Below are 19,444 nucleotides of genomic sequence, written 5' to 3'. Positions count from 1 at the left end.
TGCTTACACATAACATATTGTTGCATCCTTATCAAAGAATGAATTGATAATTGGATGATTTATGGTATTGTCAGTATTAGGATGCTTCATCAGAAGCTAGGTGTGGCAATAGACTGGCATTCTCGGTTCGATTTAGCAAATGAAAGCATAAACCTAGTCGGCTCCGATGGCAAGCGGGGTTAGATCTTGTGGTTCTTTATCAGCCACCAGTATTCTCGTCCTCGTGCTGTCAGTTCTACGGTATGGCTTCTGCGAGCAGTCCAGTAAAGCTGCTCTCCCGGTATTGAAGCTTTGAGGAGTCCGCTATCTCGATATTCTTTGAATAATTTTGCGATCGCAACTTTCTCGTGATTCACAGGTTCATGCAAATTCCCATTTTCATCTTCCGGTTCGTGTTCCGGATCGAGCGGATACTGGTAAGTTTGTTCTGGAAATAATTCCAGGAGCTTGTATAGTTTAATGCGCTCGATCAGAGGGGCACATTGGCGGAGCACTGTTACTTTTGTGGCGTAGGATTTGTAAATGGGACGTTGATCCCAGGAGCCAAATCTGCGTTCGACATAGGAGTAAACCGATGCAGCAGTCACCCATCCCATGTGGTCAGCTGCACCTCCCTCTAGGGCGTCACAGATGGCACTGGTAAATAAACCCCGTCCACCCGATTCGATTGAGACTTGAGTATCGCGGGAGGCGGCAAGAACGGTCATATCTTCTCGCAGAACCGCAAGTGGGTTTGAGTTATTCCCCGATTTTAAGAGAGCAGGGTTTGCAATGTCGCCACTGTGGCAGCAATCCAAGATGATGAGAATATCACTAGCTTGAGAGTGGGATGCCATATTGACGATTTCTTCCATCGGAACGCCCCAGTCATCTTTAGTGGCATCGGAGGAGCAGAGATACCCACCCAAGAACGAAGACAGATAGCCATGCCCAGAAAAGTAGAACAGAATGTCTCCTCTAAAATCGCTGGAAAATAGTTTTTGACAGACTTCTCGTAGTTTAACCCGTGTAATTGGTTTACCGTTCTCCATACTGTCAAGCAAAATCCGACATTCATAATTGGGACTACCATCTTGATTGCGCTGAAGCAATTTGCCCATTGCTTCAGCATCAGCTACACATCCATTTAGTTTGCCAAAGGAATCGTAGCTATTAATTCCAACTACAAGAGCACGTCTGGGCATAGTTTTTAACAGTTATCAGTTATCAGTTATTAGTTATCAGTTATCAGTTTCATCCGCAGGGGGAAACACCACACCAATTGGTGGAAAGCGTTGGTGGCGGGTTTAAATCCCCCACCATACGCCTGGTCACTGTTCACTGTTCACTGTTTTAATGGATTATTTTCATTGTGTTCTACTGTGAGCTTACGTTCAGCCAAGAATTGTTTGTTATAGATAGAAGCTCCATAACACTATAGAGCTACAGATGGGGCAATCAAATTAATCATTAGAGCTTACTGCTTTTCATTTATCCATCCTTTGACAATTTTCACGCATAAATGGATGTTACGTTTATCTGGTTTACCTATTTTTGGAGCGACAGTTTTACTAAAGACTTGACGAAGTTCTTTCTCTGATACTACATCTAGTGCTTGCAAAGCTTTCACAAATTCTTTTTTCTCTGTTGATAGCACACTATTAACTAACTGAATTACTTTTTCTTCTAGCTCGGCTTCGGTTGAATCAGGTTTGTATTCTCTTGTCACTATAACCGTATCTATAATTTTTTTTGCTGTCTCTTTAATAGTTTTTTGTTTTTCTACTAGTTGTAATTTTTCATCGTCTTTCTTATCCTTATTTTATTCTTTAACTCTTTTCCTTATCAACTTATCGGCTAATTTGTTCGCAGGATCGATGATTTTAGATTTTATTGAGGATAATAGTTCTGTCTTGTTTAAATATTTGTACTGTTTTAATAAGTTCCCGTAATTTACCAAGTCTGAATTGGTACTGAGAGAACGCTCACCTTTTTGTAAGATTAGTTGAACCGGAAGTGAGGGAATAGATGGAATTAGTATTTGTATTTCTTGGGGAACTATCCTAGGACTTGTTAAGTCAGCAATGACAAAACGAGCCAGATGAGCAATAGCATTAACTGTCTCATTGAAACCTCTGTTATCAGATTTAACAAAGTCGAATATTACAGGAATGTAGCCATGTTTTTCTCTGAGTTCGTCCTTAAGGGCATCCAGTATCTCTTTGCGTTCTGGTAAAAATCTACCCAGAATAAGAACAACTTTTGTAGTCGCTGCGTGGATTATATTTCTGATTTTTTTATTTTCAAGTAATAGATAGATAAATTGTGCAACTTCAATATCGTCTACTGTAATTTGATTTTTGATATCTACAGAGGTGACAATTAGACTTTTTTGGTTTTTCGGTTCTCCTTTCAGATTCCAAACTGAAATACCATAGATTCTGCAATACTCCAAGTTGGTATCCTCAATTGTTGTTTTGACAAACAAAGCTCCTGTTAAGTCGGACTTACGGAGATCTGCCCCACTGAGGTTGGCTTCGCTGAAGTTTGCTTCTGTTAAGTTGGACCCCCTGAGATCTGCCCTACTGAGGTCGGCTTTGCTGAAGTTTGCTCCTGTTAAATAGGCTTCTGTGAGATCCCAACCACTCAAGTTTTGACCAACTGCTCCCTCCTCGTTAAGAATTTCCCAAACCTTTTTCCACTTTGAACCGAAATTTGTTTTATCATCAATATTTTCTTTAGGAATTTTTAAGATCGCCATATTGAGGATGGCTTCGCTGAGATCTGCCCCACAGAGGTGGGCTTTACTGAGGTTAAAACCAGTGAGGTCAGCCCCACTCAACTTAGCATTAGTGAGGTCGAGCGATCGCAGGTTCTCGAGTTGACTGTTTTTCAGCGGCAGGTTACTCAGTTGGTTGCCGCTAAGGTTGAGCGATCGCAACTTCTTGAGTTCACCGATTTGCTCCGGCAGACTGCTCAGTTGGTTGTCGCTGAGGTCGAGCAATTGCAGGTTCTGAAGTTCACCGATTTCCCGCAGCAGACTGCTCAGTTTGTTGTCGCTGAGGTCGAGCGATTCCAGCTTATCGAGTTGACCGATTTGGGGCGGCAGGCTGCTCAGTGGGTTGTCGCTGAGGTCGAGCAATTGCAGGTTCTTGAGTTGACCGATTTGGGGCGGCAGGCTGTTTAGTTGGTTAAGACTGAGGTTGAGCGATTCCAGGTTCTTGAGTCCATCAATTTGGGGCGGCAGGCTGCTCAGTAGGTTAAAACTGACGTAGAGCGGCGATCGCAGGTCTTGGAGTTGACCGATTACCTCCGGCAGGCTGCTCAGTTGGTTGTTGCTGAGGTTGAGTGATCGCAGCTTCTGGAGTTGACGGATTTCTGGCGGCAGTTCGCTCAGTAGGTTGGTGCTGAGGTTGAGCGATCGCAGCTTCTTGAGTTGAACGATTTGCGGCGGCAGGCTCATCAGTCCGATGGCGCTGAGGTCGAGCGATTGCAGCTTCTCGAGTTGACCGATTACCTCCGGCAGGCGGCTCAGTTGGTTCTTGCTGAGGTTGAGTGATCGCAGGTTCTTGAGTTTACCGATTTTCTCCGGCAGCCTCGTCAGTTGTGGGTTGCCGCTGAGGTTGAGCGATTCCAGCTTCTTAAGTTTATCGATTTGCGGCGGCAGGCTCCTCAGTTGGTTAAAACTGAGGTCGAGCGATCGCAGGTCTTGGAGTTGACCGATTACCTCCGGCAGGCTGCTCAGTTGGTTGTTGCTGAGGTCGAGCGATCGCAGGTTGTGGAGTTGACCGATTACCTCCGGCAGGCTGCTCAGTTGGTTTTTGTTGAGGTTGAGTTTGCTTGCTTGTTCTGTGTTTGCCCTGTCAATTGTTTGCAGCAACTGTTCTTCAGTCATCTCGCTACACCTGTGGAAATAGAATGTACTGAAACTTTCAGAAAACTAGATATTCAAATTGAATGCAGAAGCCACTACTTGATAAACTGGCTTGCTTCTCTCATTAGCGTCACTTATCACCATGATTCCAGAAGAGCCATTTTTTATAAATTATCTTTACTGCTGCTCTACTCGCACGAACTAAATGCAACGCACGGTCGATGCCAGGTATCGGCTCAATAAACAGGGGTAGTCGAGAAAAATAAAAAAACGAGCGAGGAACACATAGCGTCGTAGAATATGACAGATGACGCAAAAGCAATCGAGTGAAAAGTTAGTAGAGACTTTAGTGCAAACCATCAACCCGAAGGAAATTGCAGAGGAGTCCTTGCGTCAAACAGTAGAGATACTACTGAACCTGATAGAGCAATTACATACAGAAGTAAAAGAGTTACGAGAAGAAAACCAACGCTTAAGAGACGAAAACAACCGCCTCAAGGGAGAACAGGGTCAGCCAGACATCAAAGCCAAAAAACCGAGAGGGTTCTCAAACAACCACTCATCAGAAGAAGAACGAAAGACTCTGAAAAACCACTCCAAGGGCAGCAAAAATGCTCATCTAAAAATAGACCGAGAAGAAATACTGGAGTATCCCTTAGAATGACTGCCAGCAGATGCACAATTCAAAGGTTACGAGGAAGTAATCGTTCAAGACATCACCCTGGCAGCCGATAACGTATTATTCCGTAAACAGAAATACTATTCGCCGTCTGAAGGAAAAACTTATCTGGCAGAACTACCACTAGGTTACTCTGGAGAATTTGGCCCGGGAATAAAAGCCTTGGTGATTAGTTTGTACTATGGAGGCAATATGACCCAAGGCAAACTGTTAGAGTTTTTAGAGGATATTGGCATCTCCATGTCAGCAGGGCATTTGTCCAACCTGTTGATCAAAAACCACCCTTGTTTTGAAAGCGAGAAAAGTGAAATCTATGAAGCTGGGCTAGCTAGCAGTCCCTGGCAGCAGTTTGACCAGACTGGTGCCCGTGTTGCTGGAGTCAACTATACCACCAATGTAGTGTGTAACCCTTTGTATACGGTCTACTTTACAACTCCCAACAAAGACAGATTAACTGTACTGAAGGGATTACAAAACGGACGAGAACTAGAGTTTCTTCTTAACCAACTCACCTTCTCACTCCTGGAGGCTTTCCAACTACCGACTAAATGGAAGAATTCTCTAAAACTCTTGCCTCAAGAAACTGTATTTAGCTGCACAGACTTTAATACACTACTTGATACATATCTACCCAAATTAGGCTCTGTCCAACGTACTCGTGTTTTAGAAGCAGCCGCAATCGCCTTTTATCATCAGCAAAGAGATTGGCCAGTGGTGCAAGCTCTCGTATGTGATGATGCTCCTCAGTTCAAGTTACTCACTGATGATTTGGCTTTATGCTGGGTAGATGAGGGACGACATTATAAGAAGTTAAGTCCACTGGTTGCTTATCATCAACAAGCCCTTGATAAATTCTTGGATGATTTCTGGGATTATTACCGAGAATTACTCACTTACAGAGATTTTCCCAGTGCAGAAGTCGCACGAGAACTAAAGTCTAAATTCTGGAAACTTTTTGATACAAAAAGTGGTTACGAACAGTTGGATGAACGAAAACGATTAACTGTTGCCAAAGCTTCAGAACTGCTTCTAGTTTTAGAGCATCCGGAATTACCCCTGCATAATAATCCTGCTGAATTAGCTGCTAGGACTATGGTGCAGCGACGTAATGTTAGCTATGCAACTCAGACAACTGAGGGAACTCAAGCTTGGGATACTTTTATGTCTCTTGTGGCTACTACTCGCAAGTTAGAAATCAGCTTTTTTGAGTATATGCGTGACCGTATTTCTCAAATTCGAGCAATCCCCTCTCTTGCCCAAGTTATTCGCGAGAAATCTTCTCTCATTCCATTGGGCTGGTCGTGGCAGCTTGAATCACTGCCTACCCCAAATTATTGAGCCGATACGAATTCGCGGCTACACAGGCAAAGTCCGCCTGCGCGGACTAATTACAGCCTGCGGAGGCAGGCTTTGTTTGTATAGCCCCAGACTTCCAGTCTGTTCGCGTAGCGTGCGCCTTAGCGCATGGGCATTTTGCACATTTGGGATGCTCCCCATTCTTAAGTAGGTGTAAGTGAAATCAACTTATGCACAGGCGGAAGATGGAACGTCGATTGTAGATAGCTGAAACATTTTGCAGCCGCAGTGCAATTGTTCTGCAGATACAGACAATGCTTCCTCAGGAGCGCGCAGGTTATGCACGGGTCCGGTCTTTTTGTACAGTGCGTAAGTTCTATTTACTTACTTGTACAAACTTCTGTATTCCCAAGGCTTCACAAATTTAGAATCACTCCAAACTCCTCGCCGACTTTCTTTTGCCTCAGTTTCGGCTAGTTGAATAACATCTTTACTGGGACACTTGTTTAAATAAGAACGGTAAACAAGCGCTAACCCCTCTCTGACTAATACTTCTTGGATAAAAGTCCCATCAGACAAACGCACTTCAGCCACTTTGCGCCCGTAGCGATCGCTGTCAACAATATTCAATTTCACGCGATCGCCTCCTTGTTTGACTAGTTGCTGTACTCGTTCTTGCGCCTTCGCACCCCAATCAAATTGATCGCGAGCAAGAGAACTTTTACTTTGTTTTTCCTTTTTGGAGTGCGCGATTTCCGGTGCATCCACACATGCAAACCGCACATTGAAATTGTCTCCCTTAGCGTCTTTCACCGCGAGAGTATCGCCATCACTGACTCGTTCCACTAAATCACCAGAGGGACCGAAAATTCGGTCACAGCCTAGTAAACTAAAAATGAGGATAGCTGTACAAAGCACAAGCAGCGCCTGTTTTATTTGTTTCACAATACCAAAGCACAATGTTTTCTGTGCCATGATAATAGCAAACTGTTCACTTCATCCCCCACAGCAGTGAAACGGAACTGGGGGACTTCCCGCAAGGACTGTTAACGATGCTGACAACTTTCAAAGAGTTGGGGTGGTTGAGAGTTATCGCCCAGAAAAAACCCCGAAGTCATCGGGGTATGCGGTGCTTTCATCTATGCAGCTTATTCCAGTGTTGTATTGTATTTTGATTTGAGTAAAGCAATTTCACACCATCCGAAAGACGTAAAACGTTAATATGTCATTATATATACATTGTTTTGATTTGAAAGGATGTATGATATAATTATTAGGATATATAGTAAAAGCTGGATTCTTCACTACACTCCATAGCGAACTTTTACAAACAGCGTTAATAATTAAGTCCTGTCAACGACAAAAACCCCGACTAGGTCGGGGTTGACGGTGTTTGCCAAAACAGGTTTCCTGTGACGTTTATATTTTGCTCTGGAAACAAGCGATCGCACGCCATCCAAAAGATATAAAATGGAAATTTGTGATGGGGTATACACTCTCCTAATTCATCATGATAATTTCTCATGAATACAGTGGTTTGCAATTGGGTGAGGTACACAAAGAAATAATGAACCACAGATGCACAACGGACACTTGCTACAACGGGGGGAACCCTCCGCAGTCGCCTCAACGGGGGGAACCCCCGCACGGCGCTGCTCTCCGCAACGCAGTGTCCTCCAGATGGACACAGATAAATTAGTACTTCATTCAGATGAGAAGCGCTGTAATAGAATTCCGTCATGATGAATTGTAAATAGAGGTAGGGTGCATTATGCAGCTTTAACGCACCCTACTAGTGAGCCAGAAACTCTTCCAGGCTTGGTACATCTACCCAACTTGATGTAGCATTAGATTCATGGGATAAATCCATTAATAACTGTGAGTAAACCCCTTCTCGCAACGATGGAAGTATCTCTTGCTTGCGTTCAATTCCTTGCACCCATTGGTCTACGACTCTAATAAATGCAGAAATTCGGCCATCAGAGTAATTTTTTGGAAATAAAAACCGATTGGGAATTTCTATTTCAGTAAGCGGTTTACCTGGTTGAGAAGCCCAAACGCGGAAACCATGGATGTAATCTTTTTGATTTTCGCTTCCTAAGACTAAAGTACCGCGATCGCCATAAACTTCTACCCAATGAGTACGCGATGCATGAACCACAGCACTGATGGAAACTTGGCAAGGTGTCCCATCTGCCAACTCTAACATAAGCATACAGGTGTCATCTGTTTCCACTGGCTTTAATTCTCCGCTGCTGGGATCTCGTCGCTGGGGAATGGCGGTACTGAAATGGGCGCTTAATTTGCGTACAGGACCAAAGAGCCAGTGAATGTAATCAAAAGTATGAGAACCCAAAGACCCCAATGCACCCCCTCCCTGGTCTTTAAGAGAATACCAGTTCCAAGGGCGTGCAGCATCAGCACGAGAAGAACCTAACCAATCAATTCTGATCAAACGCTTTGAACCCACATAACCTTGTGACAGCAGTTCAGAAAATAATTGCCATCCTGGTACAAAGCGAAATTCAAAGTCTACAGCCGCTATGACGCCTGCTTTTTGCGCTAACTGATAGAGTTCTTTAGCTTCGGCTGCATTTATTGTTGTAGGTTTTTCTAGTAATACGTGTTTCCCTGCTTTTAGCACTGCTTTTGCCATTTCATAATGCAAAAATGGCGGTGTGGAAATGCTAACTGCTTGGACTTCTTGTAGCCTGACTATATCTGCAAGTGTGTTGCAGGCGTGGGGAATATTGTAGGATTGGGCGATGGCTTTGGCTTTATCTAAATCTCGGTTATATACAGCAACGACTTCTGTGTGAGGATGAGCTTGAAATCCGGGAATGTGAACTTTCTGACCAAATCCTGTGCCAACAACTGCAACGCCAATCACTGCTTGATTAATTCCCCATAATTTATGACTTTGTTATTATACCATCATTTTTCTCATCTCAAAAATCGCATTGAGAAAGGGTAGCGATAATGTTGCCCTTTGTAAGCCTTGATGGCTGCAAAATTTACGAAAATTAATTGCAATAGCATTAATATTGAAATAAATACACCAAGAACAGCTAATAAACTATTAAAAATACTTTCTAAATATTTTGTCGTCGAATTTGTAGTGACTGCAACACCACAAGTGGTAAAAACCATAAATAACGATACAACTATGACAATGAAAGCATAAACTGTTAGTGATAGTTGAAAATTCAACGATTCTTTTCCTTGGAAGTCAATCCAAGGGTCGGATTTTTTTTTCCAATGCCAAATGATTAATGGTCCCAAAATATTCAAGAACGGCAGATATAGAACCCATTTGAGATCTTTTTGCTAGCTAGCAGCTAATCGTTTGAGCATCAATCGGATAAAACAAAGTTTGAGCTTGGCATTGGCACGAGCGAGTGTGCGGTCAAAGTTTTTGACTAAACTTTTACATCGCTCTACCCAAGCATTGGATCTCTCTATCACCCATCTAGCAGCCACCGGAACAAATCCGGATTGTCCTTTGGCTTGCTTTTCAGCTTTTGATGGCTTGGCAGAGAGTTCAAATTGGATTTTGGTCATGATCTGGGGATAAATTTGCTCTAAGGCCGGGATAATTTTTTCAGGATGATAGCCATGATCTACCAAGATAGTTGTTTTGGGCAATTCCAGTGGTTTAGATTGGAAATAATCGATATTTTGTGAGAGCATTTCAATCAACCCCTGGTCATCAGATACGTTGGCGGTGGTGCAGTGAGTGAAGAAAGGGAAACCCAATATATCCACTGCTAGATGTCTTTTAATCCCGTTGGTTGCTTTGTAAAAACAAAACCCTTTCGACTCAACACTGGCATTACAAGTATTTTTGACCGCTTGTGAATCAATCAGGATCAGGGTTGTCCAGTGTGGTTTTTTTTTACTTGTTCACGCACTCCCTGATGTAAATTAGCCATAATTGAGTCCAGGATGCCATCTTCACACCACTGCTTGTAATGCCAGAACACAGTAGAATAGGGCGGCAAATCTCTGGGTAAGTCTGCCCAGTTGCAACCATTCTTAAGTTGATAAAATATCCCGTTCAATATTTGCCTCTTTGTCCACACAGGAGGTCTTGTTTTCTTCTTGGTCGGCAATAACGGCTCGATAATTTCCCATTCCAAGTCTGTCACGTCGCTTGAATATCCCATTTTTCGCCCTGACCTGATTCTATTCCACTGTTTGTGCCGATTTTACTTCTTCACCTCAAAGATCTCAAATGGGTTCTATAAGGGAATACCGAAAAATAATACGCTTGCTAGTGGTATCCACAACAAAGCTGAGAGATGACACAACATAGCCCATATACGGATTTGTTGCTTACAATTTTCTCTCATAACTTTTTATCTTCGGTGGATTTGTTCAATAATTTTCCACCGTACCATATCTGAAAAAGCCAAACAAAACAAGATTTACTGCGTCAAGTTAAATAGAGGAAAACTTAGATATACCTTTTGAAGGAAAGGCTAAAAGTTATGATAGAGAAAGAGTTTCAAAAGCCAAGACCTCGTAAGTCTTTTGCTCAACATTGGCTCAAAAGTGAAAAAGCCCTCAACGAAATTATTCAAGCTTCCGAATTACAATCAACCGACCGGGTTTTGGAAATTGGTCCTGGTACAGGTATTCTCACGCGCCGCCTATTACCGTTGGTACAATCTCTACTAGCAGTAGAAATAGACCGCGACTTGTGCGAGTCGTTGACAAAAGAATTCAAACGCCAAGAAAATTTCTTACTTTTGCAAGGAGATTTTCTTGAGTTGGATATAGAATCTCATTTAAAACCATTTCCAGCCTTTCAACAGCAGAATAAAGTTGTTGCCAATATTCCCTACAACATAACAGGGCCAATTCTCGAAAAACTTCTGGGTACAATTGCCAATCCAAATCTGAAACCATATGATTTGATAGTGTTATTGGTACAAAAAGAAGTCGCACAAAGGCTGGGAGCAAAACCAGGATCAAAAGCATTTGGGGCGCTGACTGTACGAGTACAATACTTGGCAGAGTGCGAGTTAATTTGTACTGTACCAGCAGGAGCGTTTTACCCACCGCCCAAGGTAGATTCAGCAGTCGTGCGCCTAGTTCCACGCCAATTTGAACCACAAGCTACAGACACAGGACGGTTGGAAACTTTGGTGAAGTTGGGGTTTGGGGCAAAACGTAAAATGTTACGAAATAATTTGCAATCAGTCGTAGAACGCGATCGCCTGTCACAATTGTTGGAAAAATTAGAGATTAACCCCCAAGCTCGCGCTGAAGAAATTAGCGTTAGCCAGTGGGTAACTCTAGCAAATGAGTTATGAATACTGTAGAGACGTGCCATAACGCGTCTCTACGCTCAGCTCAGCAATCAGCAGTTGAATATGCGTTCTTATACACTAATAGCCCCTGCCAAAATCAACTTACATCTAGAAATTATTAGTGATCGCCCCGATGGTTATCATGAGTTAGTCATGATACTCCAAAGTATAGACCTAGCTGACGAAATTTATTTACAAGCGAGCGATACCGAAACTATCCGCATTCGTTGCGACCATCCGGAAGTTCCCTTAGACAAAAGTAATCTGGCATACAAAGCAGCAGAACTCATGGCGGTAGAGTTTCCACAAGCCTTTGCTAAGTATGGCGGTGTTAACATCACTATTAACAAGCGCATACCTGTTGCGGCTGGGTTAGCTGGGGGTTCGACGAATGCAGCAGCAGTGTTGGTAGGGATAGATTTACTATGGAACCTGGGGCTAACTCAATCAGAGTTAGAAGAATTGGGAGCACAATTAGGTTCAGATGTGCCGTTTTGTGTAGCAGGTGGGACGGCTATTGCTACAGGAAGAGGTGAGCAACTTGCTCCCCTTCCCAGTTTAGATAACATATATATAGTGTTGGGTAAATACCGCAGCCTTGCAGTGTCTACCGCTTGGGCATACAAAACCTATCGACAAGAGTTTGGTGATTCCTATCTTAGAGATACCGACAGCTTGTCAGCCCGTGCAGCAGCTATACATTCCGGACCAATAGTAAAAGCGATCCTTCACAAGGATGCAAGGGAGATTGCTCAAAAGCTGCACAATGATTTAGAGCGTGTGGTGTTACCAGCATATCCGCAAGTTTTGCAACTACGCCAGACGTTTGCAAGTGCTGGTGTTTTGGGGACAATGATGTCTGGTTCAGGTCCAAGTGTATTTGCAATCTGTGAGTCTTTGCAGCAGGCGGAACAAGTTCAACTGCGTGTGAGGGAGATTCTTCCTGATGAGGATTTAGAATTGTTTGTGACTCGGATGACTTCACATGGGATTCAGGTAGCATCATCGGTGTAAGGATTAAGATAGGAAGCGCACGAGGCAACACAGGAAGCAGAGAATTATGAGTGATGAGAATATAACGCAGCAAGCAGAAACTCAAGCGCAGGTTCAACCAACTCCATTACGCTGTATAACTGGGGCGGTCATTTCGGGAGGACTTGGGTATGCAGTGTACTCTCTGATGATTGCCATAGCCACAACTTTTGCCACCAAACCCATTCATTCAGATAACCCAATGGTGGTAAATATTGCTTCTGCGGTGCGTACCTTGGTTGTGGGTGTGACTGCTTTGGGAGCAGGAATATTTGGGATAGTGGCGATCGGATTGCTGGCTTTGGCGGTACAGTTGTTGGTACAGCAAGTTATAAAGCCGAAAAGTTAAAAAGATTAATGAGAATGGATAACGATATTGTTCTTTTCCTTTTGGGCGCTGGTGTCCTTGTCCTCTATCTCGTCTTTTCAGCGTTGACAGAGATGGGCACTAAGCTACCTTGGAAAAAATAGGAGTTCAGCTTTTTACTTCTCTGTTTTTACCAAACAAGAGAAGAGATATACCCGCGACTCACACCCTCATATCTGCGTTGATTTGGCGACTTGGGCCTGCAGACAGCAGGCTCAGTTTTTTCCCTTTTACCAACTTTCGATGATTGGGGATCGGGTAAGGTATACTGTGCAGATATAGGGCAAAGTTCGACGGAACAAGGGTTAGTGTTACCGCCAGTATGCCTGATTCTTATCCTTTTACCAACATTCGGTTAATTGTTGGTATTACAAAGGATCTGTCCCACTCTAGGCGTATGTTCTACAAAAATGCCCTTTCGTGGAGAAGAAGAGTAAAACCCTAAAGATTACGAAGTTCAAGAACTGAGTTTTCAATTAGCGGCGATCGCGCTCCCCGCAGTGCCCTTTGGGCAATCGTCACTAGCAACATATGAAAGAAACACACTTTTGTTGATTGTAATGAAGAAAAAGCTTGCCCAGTTAAATTACGCGCCTCAATAACTAAGTTGAAAATTGTTGCCATAATGTTGCCATAATTAGGATTAAGCCACAATGAGATTAATTTTTTAGCTTCTTCACGCCCTCGCTCCTTAGGCGCAGCGCTTGGTTTTAATCTTCTACTGCGCCTTTTTTGTCTCCCAACTCACGAAGGACATTCCTTCGGTTGTTGTAGGCTTTAGTATGTTTAGGATTGAGGCGCAGCGCTTGGTTGTAATCGTCTAATGCGCCTTTTTTGTCTCCCAAGTTACTACGGAGAAGCCCTCGGTTGTAGTAGGGCACTAGTAAATTTAGGATCGAAGCGCAGGGCTTGGTTGTAATCGTCTAATGCCCCTTTGTTGTCTCCCAAGTTACTACGGAGAACCCCTCGGTTGTAGTAGGCACTAGTAAATTTAGGATCGAAGCGCAGGGCTTGGTTGTAATCGTCTAATGCCCCTTTGTTGTCTCCCAAGTTTCTACGGGCAATCCCTCGGTTGTTGTAGGCACTAGTAAATTTAGGATCGAGGCGCAGCGCTTGGTTATAATCTTCTATTGCCCCTTTGTTGTCTCCCATTTCTCTACGGAGAAACCCTCTAGCAAAGTAGTTAGTAACGTGGTTAGGATTGAGTTCTACTGCTAAGTTAAAATAGTATAGTGCATCTTCCTTGTCTCCACTTATTGCGTTCGTAAACGCGAATGAGTAATGTTCAACTATAGTAGAGTTAGTTTCTGCTTGTCTCGACTGATACCAAGCTGTCAGCCCTAATGTCGCCATAATCGTCAATGCTGCCCCTGAGACACCAGCAATTCCCCTTCGCCTACGGGCTTTCTCTTCTCGAAGCTGGCGTTCCCTCAATTCAATACTTAATTGGATAAAGTTTTGCTCTGATGGACTTAGTTCTTCGCGACGTTGCTTTAATTTTTCTTCTGCCTCTGACAGCGGCACACCACGCAACAAGACTCCTTCATCTCGTTTTGTCTCTTCCCACTGATGTATAATATCCCTTAACCGCTCTTGCCAAGCTCGAAACAAACGGTCTTTTTTCATCCACTCGCGCAGCGTTTGCCATTCGCGGATTAGGGCTTCATGGACAACCTCCACTGTATCTTCCCCAGATTTCTCATCATGTCCGGTGACAACCAAACGGGCTGTGTATCCTGCTAAATCACTCACCAATCCCCAATTCTCATCTCCGACTTCTTTCCGGGTGGCGATGCGACGAGTATCCTCAGTTCCTTCCCCTGGACGCACCAATTGCACAAAAATGCGCTGTGCAGCTTTTTGTTTTGTTTCACTCAATTTTTGGTAAACTTGCTCGGCGTGATTTGCTAACGCTTTTTTCACACCCCCTATCTCTTGGTATGCTTGATGAGTGAGTGTGCGGTTTTGCTGTAATGACCAAAGTCGAGTTAGGGCAAATTCTAGCAATGGGAGATTCCCTGGTTCATTGCCAACATCATCTAAAATTCGTTGCGCCAATTGTGCTTCTAATTGGACTTCTATCTTCTGCGCTGGTTGTTCAATTGCTCGAAGTAGTTCCTCTCGATTCATTGCACTCAACAGTTGCGGTGTAAACTGCTGCAATGCATCTCGTAAAGGACGATAAGCAAGGACAAAGCCGTAGAAGTCAGCCCGTAAAGTGAAAATTAATGTTAAATTTTCCTGATGGATAGCTTGGAGCATCAAATCAGCAAAGCGTTCTTGTTCTTCCTTCTGACAAAGGGTGTAGAGTTCTTCAAATTGATCTACAAACAGCAGAAGACGTTTACCCGGGTTACGTTCCAAAATGCGAGACGTTATCTGCTCCAAAGTAACCAAACCCTGCTGTATATTTTTATCTAGTCCAGCTGCTGATCGCAATTGTTGAATTTCATCAACTCCCGGTACTAATTGACGAACTAACGCAGATGCGAGGTGATAAAATGGTTTGTCTCCAGGACGAAATGATTCAATCACCCAGTTTTCTGTCATACGCAGTTGGGGAATCAGCCCAGCATAGACTATAGAAGATTTTCCACTACCAGAAGGACCAATTACTCCTACTAAGGGCTGTTCGTTAACTGCTTCTACCAAACCGTTGACAAATGTTTCTCTTCCAAAAAAGAATGCTGCATCTTCTTCTCCAAATGCAGCTAATCCTTGATAGGGATTGGGTGGAATAATGTCTACTTCTGGTTGGCTGGGGATGAGACTAATTTGCTCTTTTTTAAAGAGAACTGGATTTTGCTGCTCTAAATATTTTATTAAGATGGAGCAACCTAATTCATAAGCAAACTCTACCTGTTCTCCTGCTGCTAGAGCATCATAAAATGCCACAGAAAATGCTATTGCTGCTTTATCCCCAACCGCTTGATTCATGCCAATCACATAATTGACGTGTTGGCTAATAGCTTTTGCTTGCACCTCACTATAGCAAGCATTGAGCAGTACACACTCCACTCCCTTTGTGGCAAATAACTTGAACATACTTGCCAATGCATGAGCGTTAACTTCGACTGGCTGCTCAGTTTCATCTTCTAAGACAATACCATTACTACCTGTACCATGCCCACTAAAGTGAACAATTTGGGGTTGGTAATCTAAGATAGCGCGGTAGAAATCACGCTGACTCACTGCCCACTTCTGTTCTAACCTAAACTGCTCTCGCTGAAATGCTCTTCGCAATCCTTCATCAATTTCCTTGACTTCTTTATCAAGCCGTAGCCGAGATGTATTTGTAGGATTGGCTGCCAAAATTAAAATAGTTTTGACGTCAGGGTTGTTACTATAAGACAGTTGCTGAGAAACCATAAAATCATAGTATTCATTTCTAGAAAAAACTAAAAAAGATGCTCAAAGATGGTACAGGAGAAACACTTCTTTATAGGTAAAACCGAAATTAACTTATGCAATAATGGGATAGAAACAGAACAAATTCTTGCAAATTGCTCATGAACTAAACCGAGTCTAAACAATCTGCAAAGCGTGCTAGGTGTACTTGAGTCAATATACTTAAACTTATTAGAGCTACTTGCGCGATTACCCAAAAGGTAATGTGCCCAGGTAATCATAACCGCAGTAAGTGCCTGCATGTACTACCTCGTCTAACAGTTTTCTATTTACTTGTTACCACACAGTCTCTGTTCTAAATTCCGCAATTAAAGTAAAAAACTTATAGCTTAAAATTATTGAGTCACGTTGTGTTACACCAAAGAGCCAAAACGTTCACTTGGTGGTTCAAAGTCTTAATTTCTGATGGTTGTGAGTCATGCCGCCAACCTTGAGTGTTTTACCAACTTAGGGTCATAAATTGGCATTTAAGTTATAACTGCTTTAATTAGTAAACATCTATTAAAAAGTCTGTTTGTAGCCTTCTTGTGTTTGGTTAAAACAGAGAAGTGAAACCTATATTAAGATCAGCTTTTTCAGCCTAAATTTCCCTTTTATGCAGAGTTCTCGGCTTAATGCCTCAAGCGATATCAATGAGTCACGAAACACTAATGTGCCATTAATGACCGAGAATTAGTCACTGTACAGATGATGTCAAATTTCTCTATGATGTAGCGACAGCTATTTTGTCATTTACTTAATAAATGACATTTAATTTGTCATTAGTAAGAATATCACCTTAAGTTTCTTAAGTTCTCAAAAGCCTTGCCATATAGAAATTTTCTCAACGAGAACAATTTGTCAGGACGACAGATATTTAGCCACTGTACACTTGACAAGGATTACAGGGCGCTTGTCACCCCCTCAGCCACTTTCGTATAAGGATGTCTGTAGAATTAGCAGACTGCCCTTTATAAACTTTTATTTAATTACAGGAAAAACGATGCAGAAATTGAGTCGAGGGTATCGGTAAGGCTACCCTCAACTCAATTGAGCAACACCTCTACCTGATTGGCTGGACAAGCACTAACCAAGTGGAACAACGCTTCATAATGATTTAAGGCTTGCTCCAAGGCATACTGCTCAACGGCATACTGCCGACCTCTGCGACTTAATGTTTCTACTTTATCCGGATGTTTATATAAATCTAAAATCGTCTTAGCTAATGCATCAGGGTCTTCTGGAGGAACTATAATTCCGCCGCCACTTTTTTGCACCGCTAAAGCTGCTGTACCGCCAACGGGTACGGATGCTACAATCACGCGACCGCTGGCAAGTAGCACTTGAATTTTTGAAGGCATATTAAAGGAAATCACATTCCGCTTTTGCACCACCAACCCCACATCTGCGGCTGCCAGCATTTCTGGCAAATGCTCGCGCTTTGCAAACGGCTGTAGCAGAACGTTAGATACCCCACACCGCAATGCATATTGCTGCAATCGCTGCAATCCAAGTGGATCTCCCAGTATGACTATGGCAATATCTGGTATGTGCTGCAACCTCTTGGCAGCTTCGATAACCGTTTCTAAACCTTGGGTCAGAGCAATGTTACCGGAATAGAGCACCACGAATTTGCCATCAAGTTGATAGGCTCTGCGGAAGATGTTGTTTTCTTTCGCCAAGGGGCGGATGAAGTTGATATCAGCCCAGTTAGGAAGAAGCTCGATTTTTCTCTTGGGAACGCCCTTACTCACCAGATTATCAACGAAACCATCGGCAATGACAGTAATTTTGGTTGCTGTGTGGTAAGCAAATTTTTCCAAGGCTGTAAAGATGCGGATGAGCCATTTGTTCTTGAGCAAACCAGTGTGAACAGCGGCTTCCGGCAAAATATCTTGGATATTCAAGACCACAGGACAGGCATACAACCATTTTAGGAGGGCTGCTGGGACGCAAACTGGCAACGACGGTACGGTTAAAAGAATGACGTCTGGTCTCGGACCGTTGAGGGCTTGCAGAAAACTAGTGATCACAAAACTCAGCTCTAACAATATCCGATCCAGTAAACTCGGTTTTGGGCGAATCCAAACATAACTGCGCTGGATCTTGACGCCGTTTTTGTATTCAGTATGGTAAAGTTTACCCTTGTATTCAGGGTAAATACAGCGCTGGGGGTAGTTGGGCATACCAGTAACGACCCGCACAGAATGACCGCGCTTGACCAGACCCTCTGCCAATTCGGTCATGAGGGGGGCAATACCAATGGGTTCTGGATGATAATTGTAAGAGTAAATGAGAATCTGCATTTGCTTTATTCAGTTGTGCTAAAGTTTGGACGGCAGTCCCTTGGGGGTGTAGGAATGTCGGTGAAGTAGGGGAGTAGGTTCAGATGAGGCTGGAGCAGACATTCGTGTCCTTGCAACACCGTGATGTTTCTGTTCGACCTCCTTGGCTGCCAAGAGTGTACTGAGGGCATCAATGACATGAGTGCTTTCTTCTATAGCCCAGTTGATTTCTCCTCCCATAGAACTGTGTGCTACTTTGAACTCATGGATTAGACTATCGCGATCGCCTTCCATGACGAGTTGCGCTAACCGACTGTAAGTGTTTGCCAGTCTGCAAATGGCTTCACGACGTTCTTGTGTCGCAAGCATAATGTCTATGACCAAGGGTGCAGATTGAGTCAACAAGCGGTTAACTAAGGCTACTTCTAAACGGAAAATTGGGCTGGAAAAATCTAAGCTACGGCGAATGTCAATCTCTTCTTCTGCCAAGAAAACACCAAGGCTAAACGTTGCAAAGTTGCGAAGTGCTTGAATGGCAACCATCATCTGGTCGTGTTCTTTCGCTCCACACTCAATCAGTTTGCCGCCCTCGTTCTCAATCAGATCCAGGAGCCATTGGAATGCCTCATCTTGACGCCCCGAACAAACCACAACGTTTTGAGACAAGAACGATTTGATGCCTGGACCAAACATCGGATGCAAACCCATGACAGGACCACTATGATGGTCAAGCATCGCTTGTAATATTGGAGCCTTAATGCTTGCGACATCAGCCAAAGCAGTTGTTGGCGCAAGGTACTTAGCAAGTTTGGCAATGACTTCTATTGTAAATTCAATAGGAACGCATATGAGAACCAAATCTGCTCCATCTAGTAGCCGCTCTGGTTGATCCCAGTCATTCCGGTCAAAAATACTCACATGATGACCTGCTGCGGATAACCGGGAATTGAAAAAGCGTCCCATCATACCACTACCGCCAATGATAGTGACTCGTCTTGGCTCGACCTGCGCCTGAGGTGAAGATGCAGTGCCAACAGCAGCAGCACAACCTGTGATCACGTTTTTCCAAATCGATTCAGGAACACCTGCTTGGGGTAGGGACAATCTAAAATTGGCAAATTGTTCCTCTAGGGTAATAGGTTCTGATTCAGCCAAAAGAGCTATTCTTTTGCCTAGCAAATCAATCAATTGTTGATCGATTTCTTGAAGTTTGTGTTGGAACATAAGACA

19 protein-coding genes are annotated in these 19,444 nt (G+C 43.4%); 5 read left to right on the top strand and 14 right to left on the bottom strand.

What is annotated here, in order from left to right; all coding sequences use genetic code 11:
* Window positions 1-179: 179 nt before the first annotated feature.
* The 3 genes from MAS10914_RS0120360 to MAS10914_RS32235 all read right to left on the bottom strand — a co-directional run bounded on the left by MAS10914_RS0120360 (window position 180) and on the right by MAS10914_RS32235 (window position 3,874).
* Window positions 180-1,184 (bottom strand): caspase family protein, encoded by a 1,005-nt coding sequence (locus MAS10914_RS0120360; RefSeq protein ID WP_017317790.1) that lies wholly within the window; start codon window positions 1,182-1,184, stop codon window positions 180-182.
* A gap of 272 nt (window positions 1,185-1,456) precedes the next feature.
* Window positions 1,457-1,708 carry a hypothetical protein gene (locus tag MAS10914_RS0120355; protein ID WP_017317789.1) on the bottom strand — a complete coding sequence of 84 codons (252 nt, stop codon included), beginning with the start codon at window positions 1,706-1,708 and terminating at the stop codon, window positions 1,457-1,459.
* Window positions 1,709-1,801: 93 nt separating this feature from the next.
* Window positions 1,802-3,874 carry a leucine-rich repeat domain-containing protein gene (locus MAS10914_RS32235; protein ID WP_017317788.1) on the bottom strand — a complete coding sequence of 691 codons (2,073 nt, stop codon included), beginning with the start codon at window positions 3,872-3,874 and terminating at the stop codon, window positions 1,802-1,804.
* A gap of 286 nt (window positions 3,875-4,160) precedes the next feature.
* On the opposite strand from MAS10914_RS32235, the gene MAS10914_RS0120345 reads away from it, so the two are divergent.
* Both MAS10914_RS0120345 and MAS10914_RS34460 read left to right on the top strand, forming a co-directional pair.
* Entirely contained in the window at window positions 4,161-4,517 is a 357-nt protein-coding gene (locus MAS10914_RS0120345; RefSeq protein WP_017315956.1) for a hypothetical protein, read from the top strand.
* A 207-nt stretch (window positions 4,518-4,724) separates the two neighbouring features.
* Complete coding sequence (locus MAS10914_RS34460) at window positions 4,725-5,870, top strand: transposase (RefSeq protein ID WP_017315955.1); 1,146 nt, start codon at window positions 4,725-4,727, stop codon at window positions 5,868-5,870.
* A gap of 342 nt (window positions 5,871-6,212) precedes the next feature.
* On the opposite strand, the gene MAS10914_RS0120335 is transcribed toward MAS10914_RS34460, so the two are convergent.
* The 6 genes from MAS10914_RS0120335 to MAS10914_RS0120315 all read right to left on the bottom strand — a co-directional run bounded on the left by MAS10914_RS0120335 (window position 6,213) and on the right by MAS10914_RS0120315 (window position 9,994).
* The gene (locus MAS10914_RS0120335; RefSeq protein WP_017317787.1) at window positions 6,213-6,803 is read right to left on the bottom strand and encodes a thermonuclease family protein; all 591 of its coding nucleotides are present in this window, start codon (window positions 6,801-6,803) and stop codon (window positions 6,213-6,215) included.
* 397 nt (window positions 6,804-7,200) lie between these two features.
* Window positions 7,201-7,569 carry a hypothetical protein gene (locus tag MAS10914_RS34455; protein ID WP_156818203.1) on the bottom strand — a complete coding sequence of 123 codons (369 nt, stop codon included), beginning with the start codon at window positions 7,567-7,569 and terminating at the stop codon, window positions 7,201-7,203.
* A gap of 51 nt (window positions 7,570-7,620) precedes the next feature.
* Window positions 7,621-8,718 (bottom strand): Gfo/Idh/MocA family protein, encoded by a 1,098-nt coding sequence (locus tag MAS10914_RS0120330; protein ID WP_017317786.1) that lies wholly within the window; start codon window positions 8,716-8,718, stop codon window positions 7,621-7,623.
* A gap of 53 nt (window positions 8,719-8,771) precedes the next feature.
* Window positions 8,772-9,128, bottom strand: a complete 357-nt coding sequence (locus tag MAS10914_RS30650; RefSeq protein ID WP_084786384.1) for a DUF4870 domain-containing protein — start codon at window positions 9,126-9,128, stop codon at window positions 8,772-8,774.
* Window positions 9,129-9,155: 27 nt separating this feature from the next.
* Window positions 9,156-9,692, bottom strand: a complete 537-nt coding sequence (locus MAS10914_RS0120320; RefSeq protein WP_232224257.1) for a transposase — start codon at window positions 9,690-9,692, stop codon at window positions 9,156-9,158.
* Between the two features lie 5 nt (window positions 9,693-9,697).
* Complete coding sequence (locus MAS10914_RS0120315) at window positions 9,698-9,994, bottom strand: transposase (RefSeq protein ID WP_017314682.1); 297 nt, start codon at window positions 9,992-9,994, stop codon at window positions 9,698-9,700.
* 324 nt (window positions 9,995-10,318) lie between these two features.
* Here MAS10914_RS0120315 and rsmA point away from each other — a divergent pair, with 324 nt between their 5' ends.
* From rsmA to MAS10914_RS0120300, 3 genes are read left to right on the top strand one after another with little or no spacing between them, the layout of a single operon-like run.
* On the top strand, window positions 10,319-11,146 hold the full coding sequence (gene rsmA / locus MAS10914_RS0120310; RefSeq protein ID WP_017317784.1) for a 16S rRNA (adenine(1518)-N(6)/adenine(1519)-N(6))-dimethyltransferase RsmA: 828 nt from the start codon (window positions 10,319-10,321) through the stop codon (window positions 11,144-11,146).
* Between the two features lie 60 nt (window positions 11,147-11,206).
* A complete protein-coding gene (ispE, locus tag MAS10914_RS0120305; RefSeq protein WP_017317783.1) occupies window positions 11,207-12,157 on the top strand; it encodes a 4-(cytidine 5'-diphospho)-2-C-methyl-D-erythritol kinase in 951 nt (316 codons plus the stop codon).
* A 46-nt stretch (window positions 12,158-12,203) separates the two neighbouring features.
* The gene (locus MAS10914_RS0120300) at window positions 12,204-12,524 is read left to right on the top strand and encodes a DUF3082 domain-containing protein (RefSeq protein WP_017317782.1); all 321 of its coding nucleotides are present in this window, start codon (window positions 12,204-12,206) and stop codon (window positions 12,522-12,524) included.
* Between the two features lie 459 nt (window positions 12,525-12,983).
* On the opposite strand, the gene MAS10914_RS0120290 is transcribed toward MAS10914_RS0120300, so the two are convergent.
* The 5 genes from MAS10914_RS0120290 to tyrA form a co-directional block, all read right to left on the bottom strand.
* Window positions 12,984-13,166, bottom strand: a complete 183-nt coding sequence (locus MAS10914_RS0120290) for a hypothetical protein (protein WP_017317780.1) — start codon at window positions 13,164-13,166, stop codon at window positions 12,984-12,986.
* 86 nt (window positions 13,167-13,252) lie between these two features.
* Window positions 13,253-13,423 (bottom strand): tetratricopeptide repeat protein, encoded by a 171-nt coding sequence (locus tag MAS10914_RS33620; protein ID WP_198014993.1) that lies wholly within the window; start codon window positions 13,421-13,423, stop codon window positions 13,253-13,255.
* Window positions 13,392-15,911, bottom strand: coding sequence for an nSTAND1 domain-containing NTPase (locus MAS10914_RS30645; RefSeq protein WP_156818202.1), 2,520 nt, complete (start codon window positions 15,909-15,911; stop codon window positions 13,392-13,394). The genes MAS10914_RS33620 and MAS10914_RS30645 overlap by 32 nt, the downstream gene beginning before the upstream one ends.
* 1,064 nt (window positions 15,912-16,975) lie before the next feature.
* Complete coding sequence (locus MAS10914_RS0120280; RefSeq protein ID WP_017317779.1) at window positions 16,976-18,235, bottom strand: glycosyltransferase family 4 protein; 1,260 nt, start codon at window positions 18,233-18,235, stop codon at window positions 16,976-16,978.
* Between the two features lie 18 nt (window positions 18,236-18,253).
* A complete protein-coding gene (gene tyrA / locus MAS10914_RS0120275; RefSeq protein ID WP_017317778.1) occupies window positions 18,254-19,438 on the bottom strand; it encodes a bifunctional chorismate mutase/prephenate dehydrogenase in 1,185 nt (394 codons plus the stop codon).
* Between the last annotated feature and the right edge of the window lie 6 nt (window positions 19,439-19,444).

Source organism: Mastigocladopsis repens PCC 10914 (assembly GCF_000315565.1).
Taxonomy (GTDB): domain Bacteria; phylum Cyanobacteriota; class Cyanobacteriia; order Cyanobacteriales; family Nostocaceae; genus Mastigocladopsis; species Mastigocladopsis repens.
This window is presented reverse-complemented; position numbering and strand designations above follow the sequence as displayed.

Coding starts and splice junctions, on each gene's coding strand:
- MAS10914_RS0120360 (WP_017317790.1), bottom strand. CDS start 1,184: ATGCCCAGACGTGCTCTTGTAGTTGGAATTAATAGCTACGATTCCTTT.
- MAS10914_RS32235 (WP_017317788.1), bottom strand. CDS start 3,874: ATGACTGAAGAACAGTTGCTGCAAACAATTGACAGGGCAAACACAGAA.
- MAS10914_RS0120345 (WP_017315956.1), top strand. CDS start 4,161: ATGACGCAAAAGCAATCGAGTGAAAAGTTAGTAGAGACTTTAGTGCAA.
- MAS10914_RS34460 (WP_017315955.1), top strand. CDS start 4,725: ATGACCCAAGGCAAACTGTTAGAGTTTTTAGAGGATATTGGCATCTCC.
- MAS10914_RS0120335 (WP_017317787.1), bottom strand. CDS start 6,803: ATGGCACAGAAAACATTGTGCTTTGGTATTGTGAAACAAATAAAACAG.
- MAS10914_RS34455 (WP_156818203.1), bottom strand. CDS start 7,569: ATGACGGAATTCTATTACAGCGCTTCTCATCTGAATGAAGTACTAATT.
- MAS10914_RS0120315 (WP_017314682.1), bottom strand. CDS start 9,994: ATGGGATATTCAAGCGACGTGACAGACTTGGAATGGGAAATTATCGAG.
- rsmA (WP_017317784.1), top strand. CDS start 10,319: ATGATAGAGAAAGAGTTTCAAAAGCCAAGACCTCGTAAGTCTTTTGCT.
- ispE (WP_017317783.1), top strand. CDS start 11,207: ATGCGTTCTTATACACTAATAGCCCCTGCCAAAATCAACTTACATCTA.
- MAS10914_RS0120300 (WP_017317782.1), top strand. CDS start 12,204: ATGAGTGATGAGAATATAACGCAGCAAGCAGAAACTCAAGCGCAGGTT.
- MAS10914_RS0120290 (WP_017317780.1), bottom strand. CDS start 13,166: ATGGCAACAATTTTCAACTTAGTTATTGAGGCGCGTAATTTAACTGGG.
- MAS10914_RS30645 (WP_156818202.1), bottom strand. CDS start 15,911: ATGGTTTCTCAGCAACTGTCTTATAGTAACAACCCTGACGTCAAAACT.
- MAS10914_RS0120280 (WP_017317779.1), bottom strand. CDS start 18,235: ATGCAGATTCTCATTTACTCTTACAATTATCATCCAGAACCCATTGGT.
- tyrA (WP_017317778.1), bottom strand. CDS start 19,438: ATGTTCCAACACAAACTTCAAGAAATCGATCAACAATTGATTGATTTG.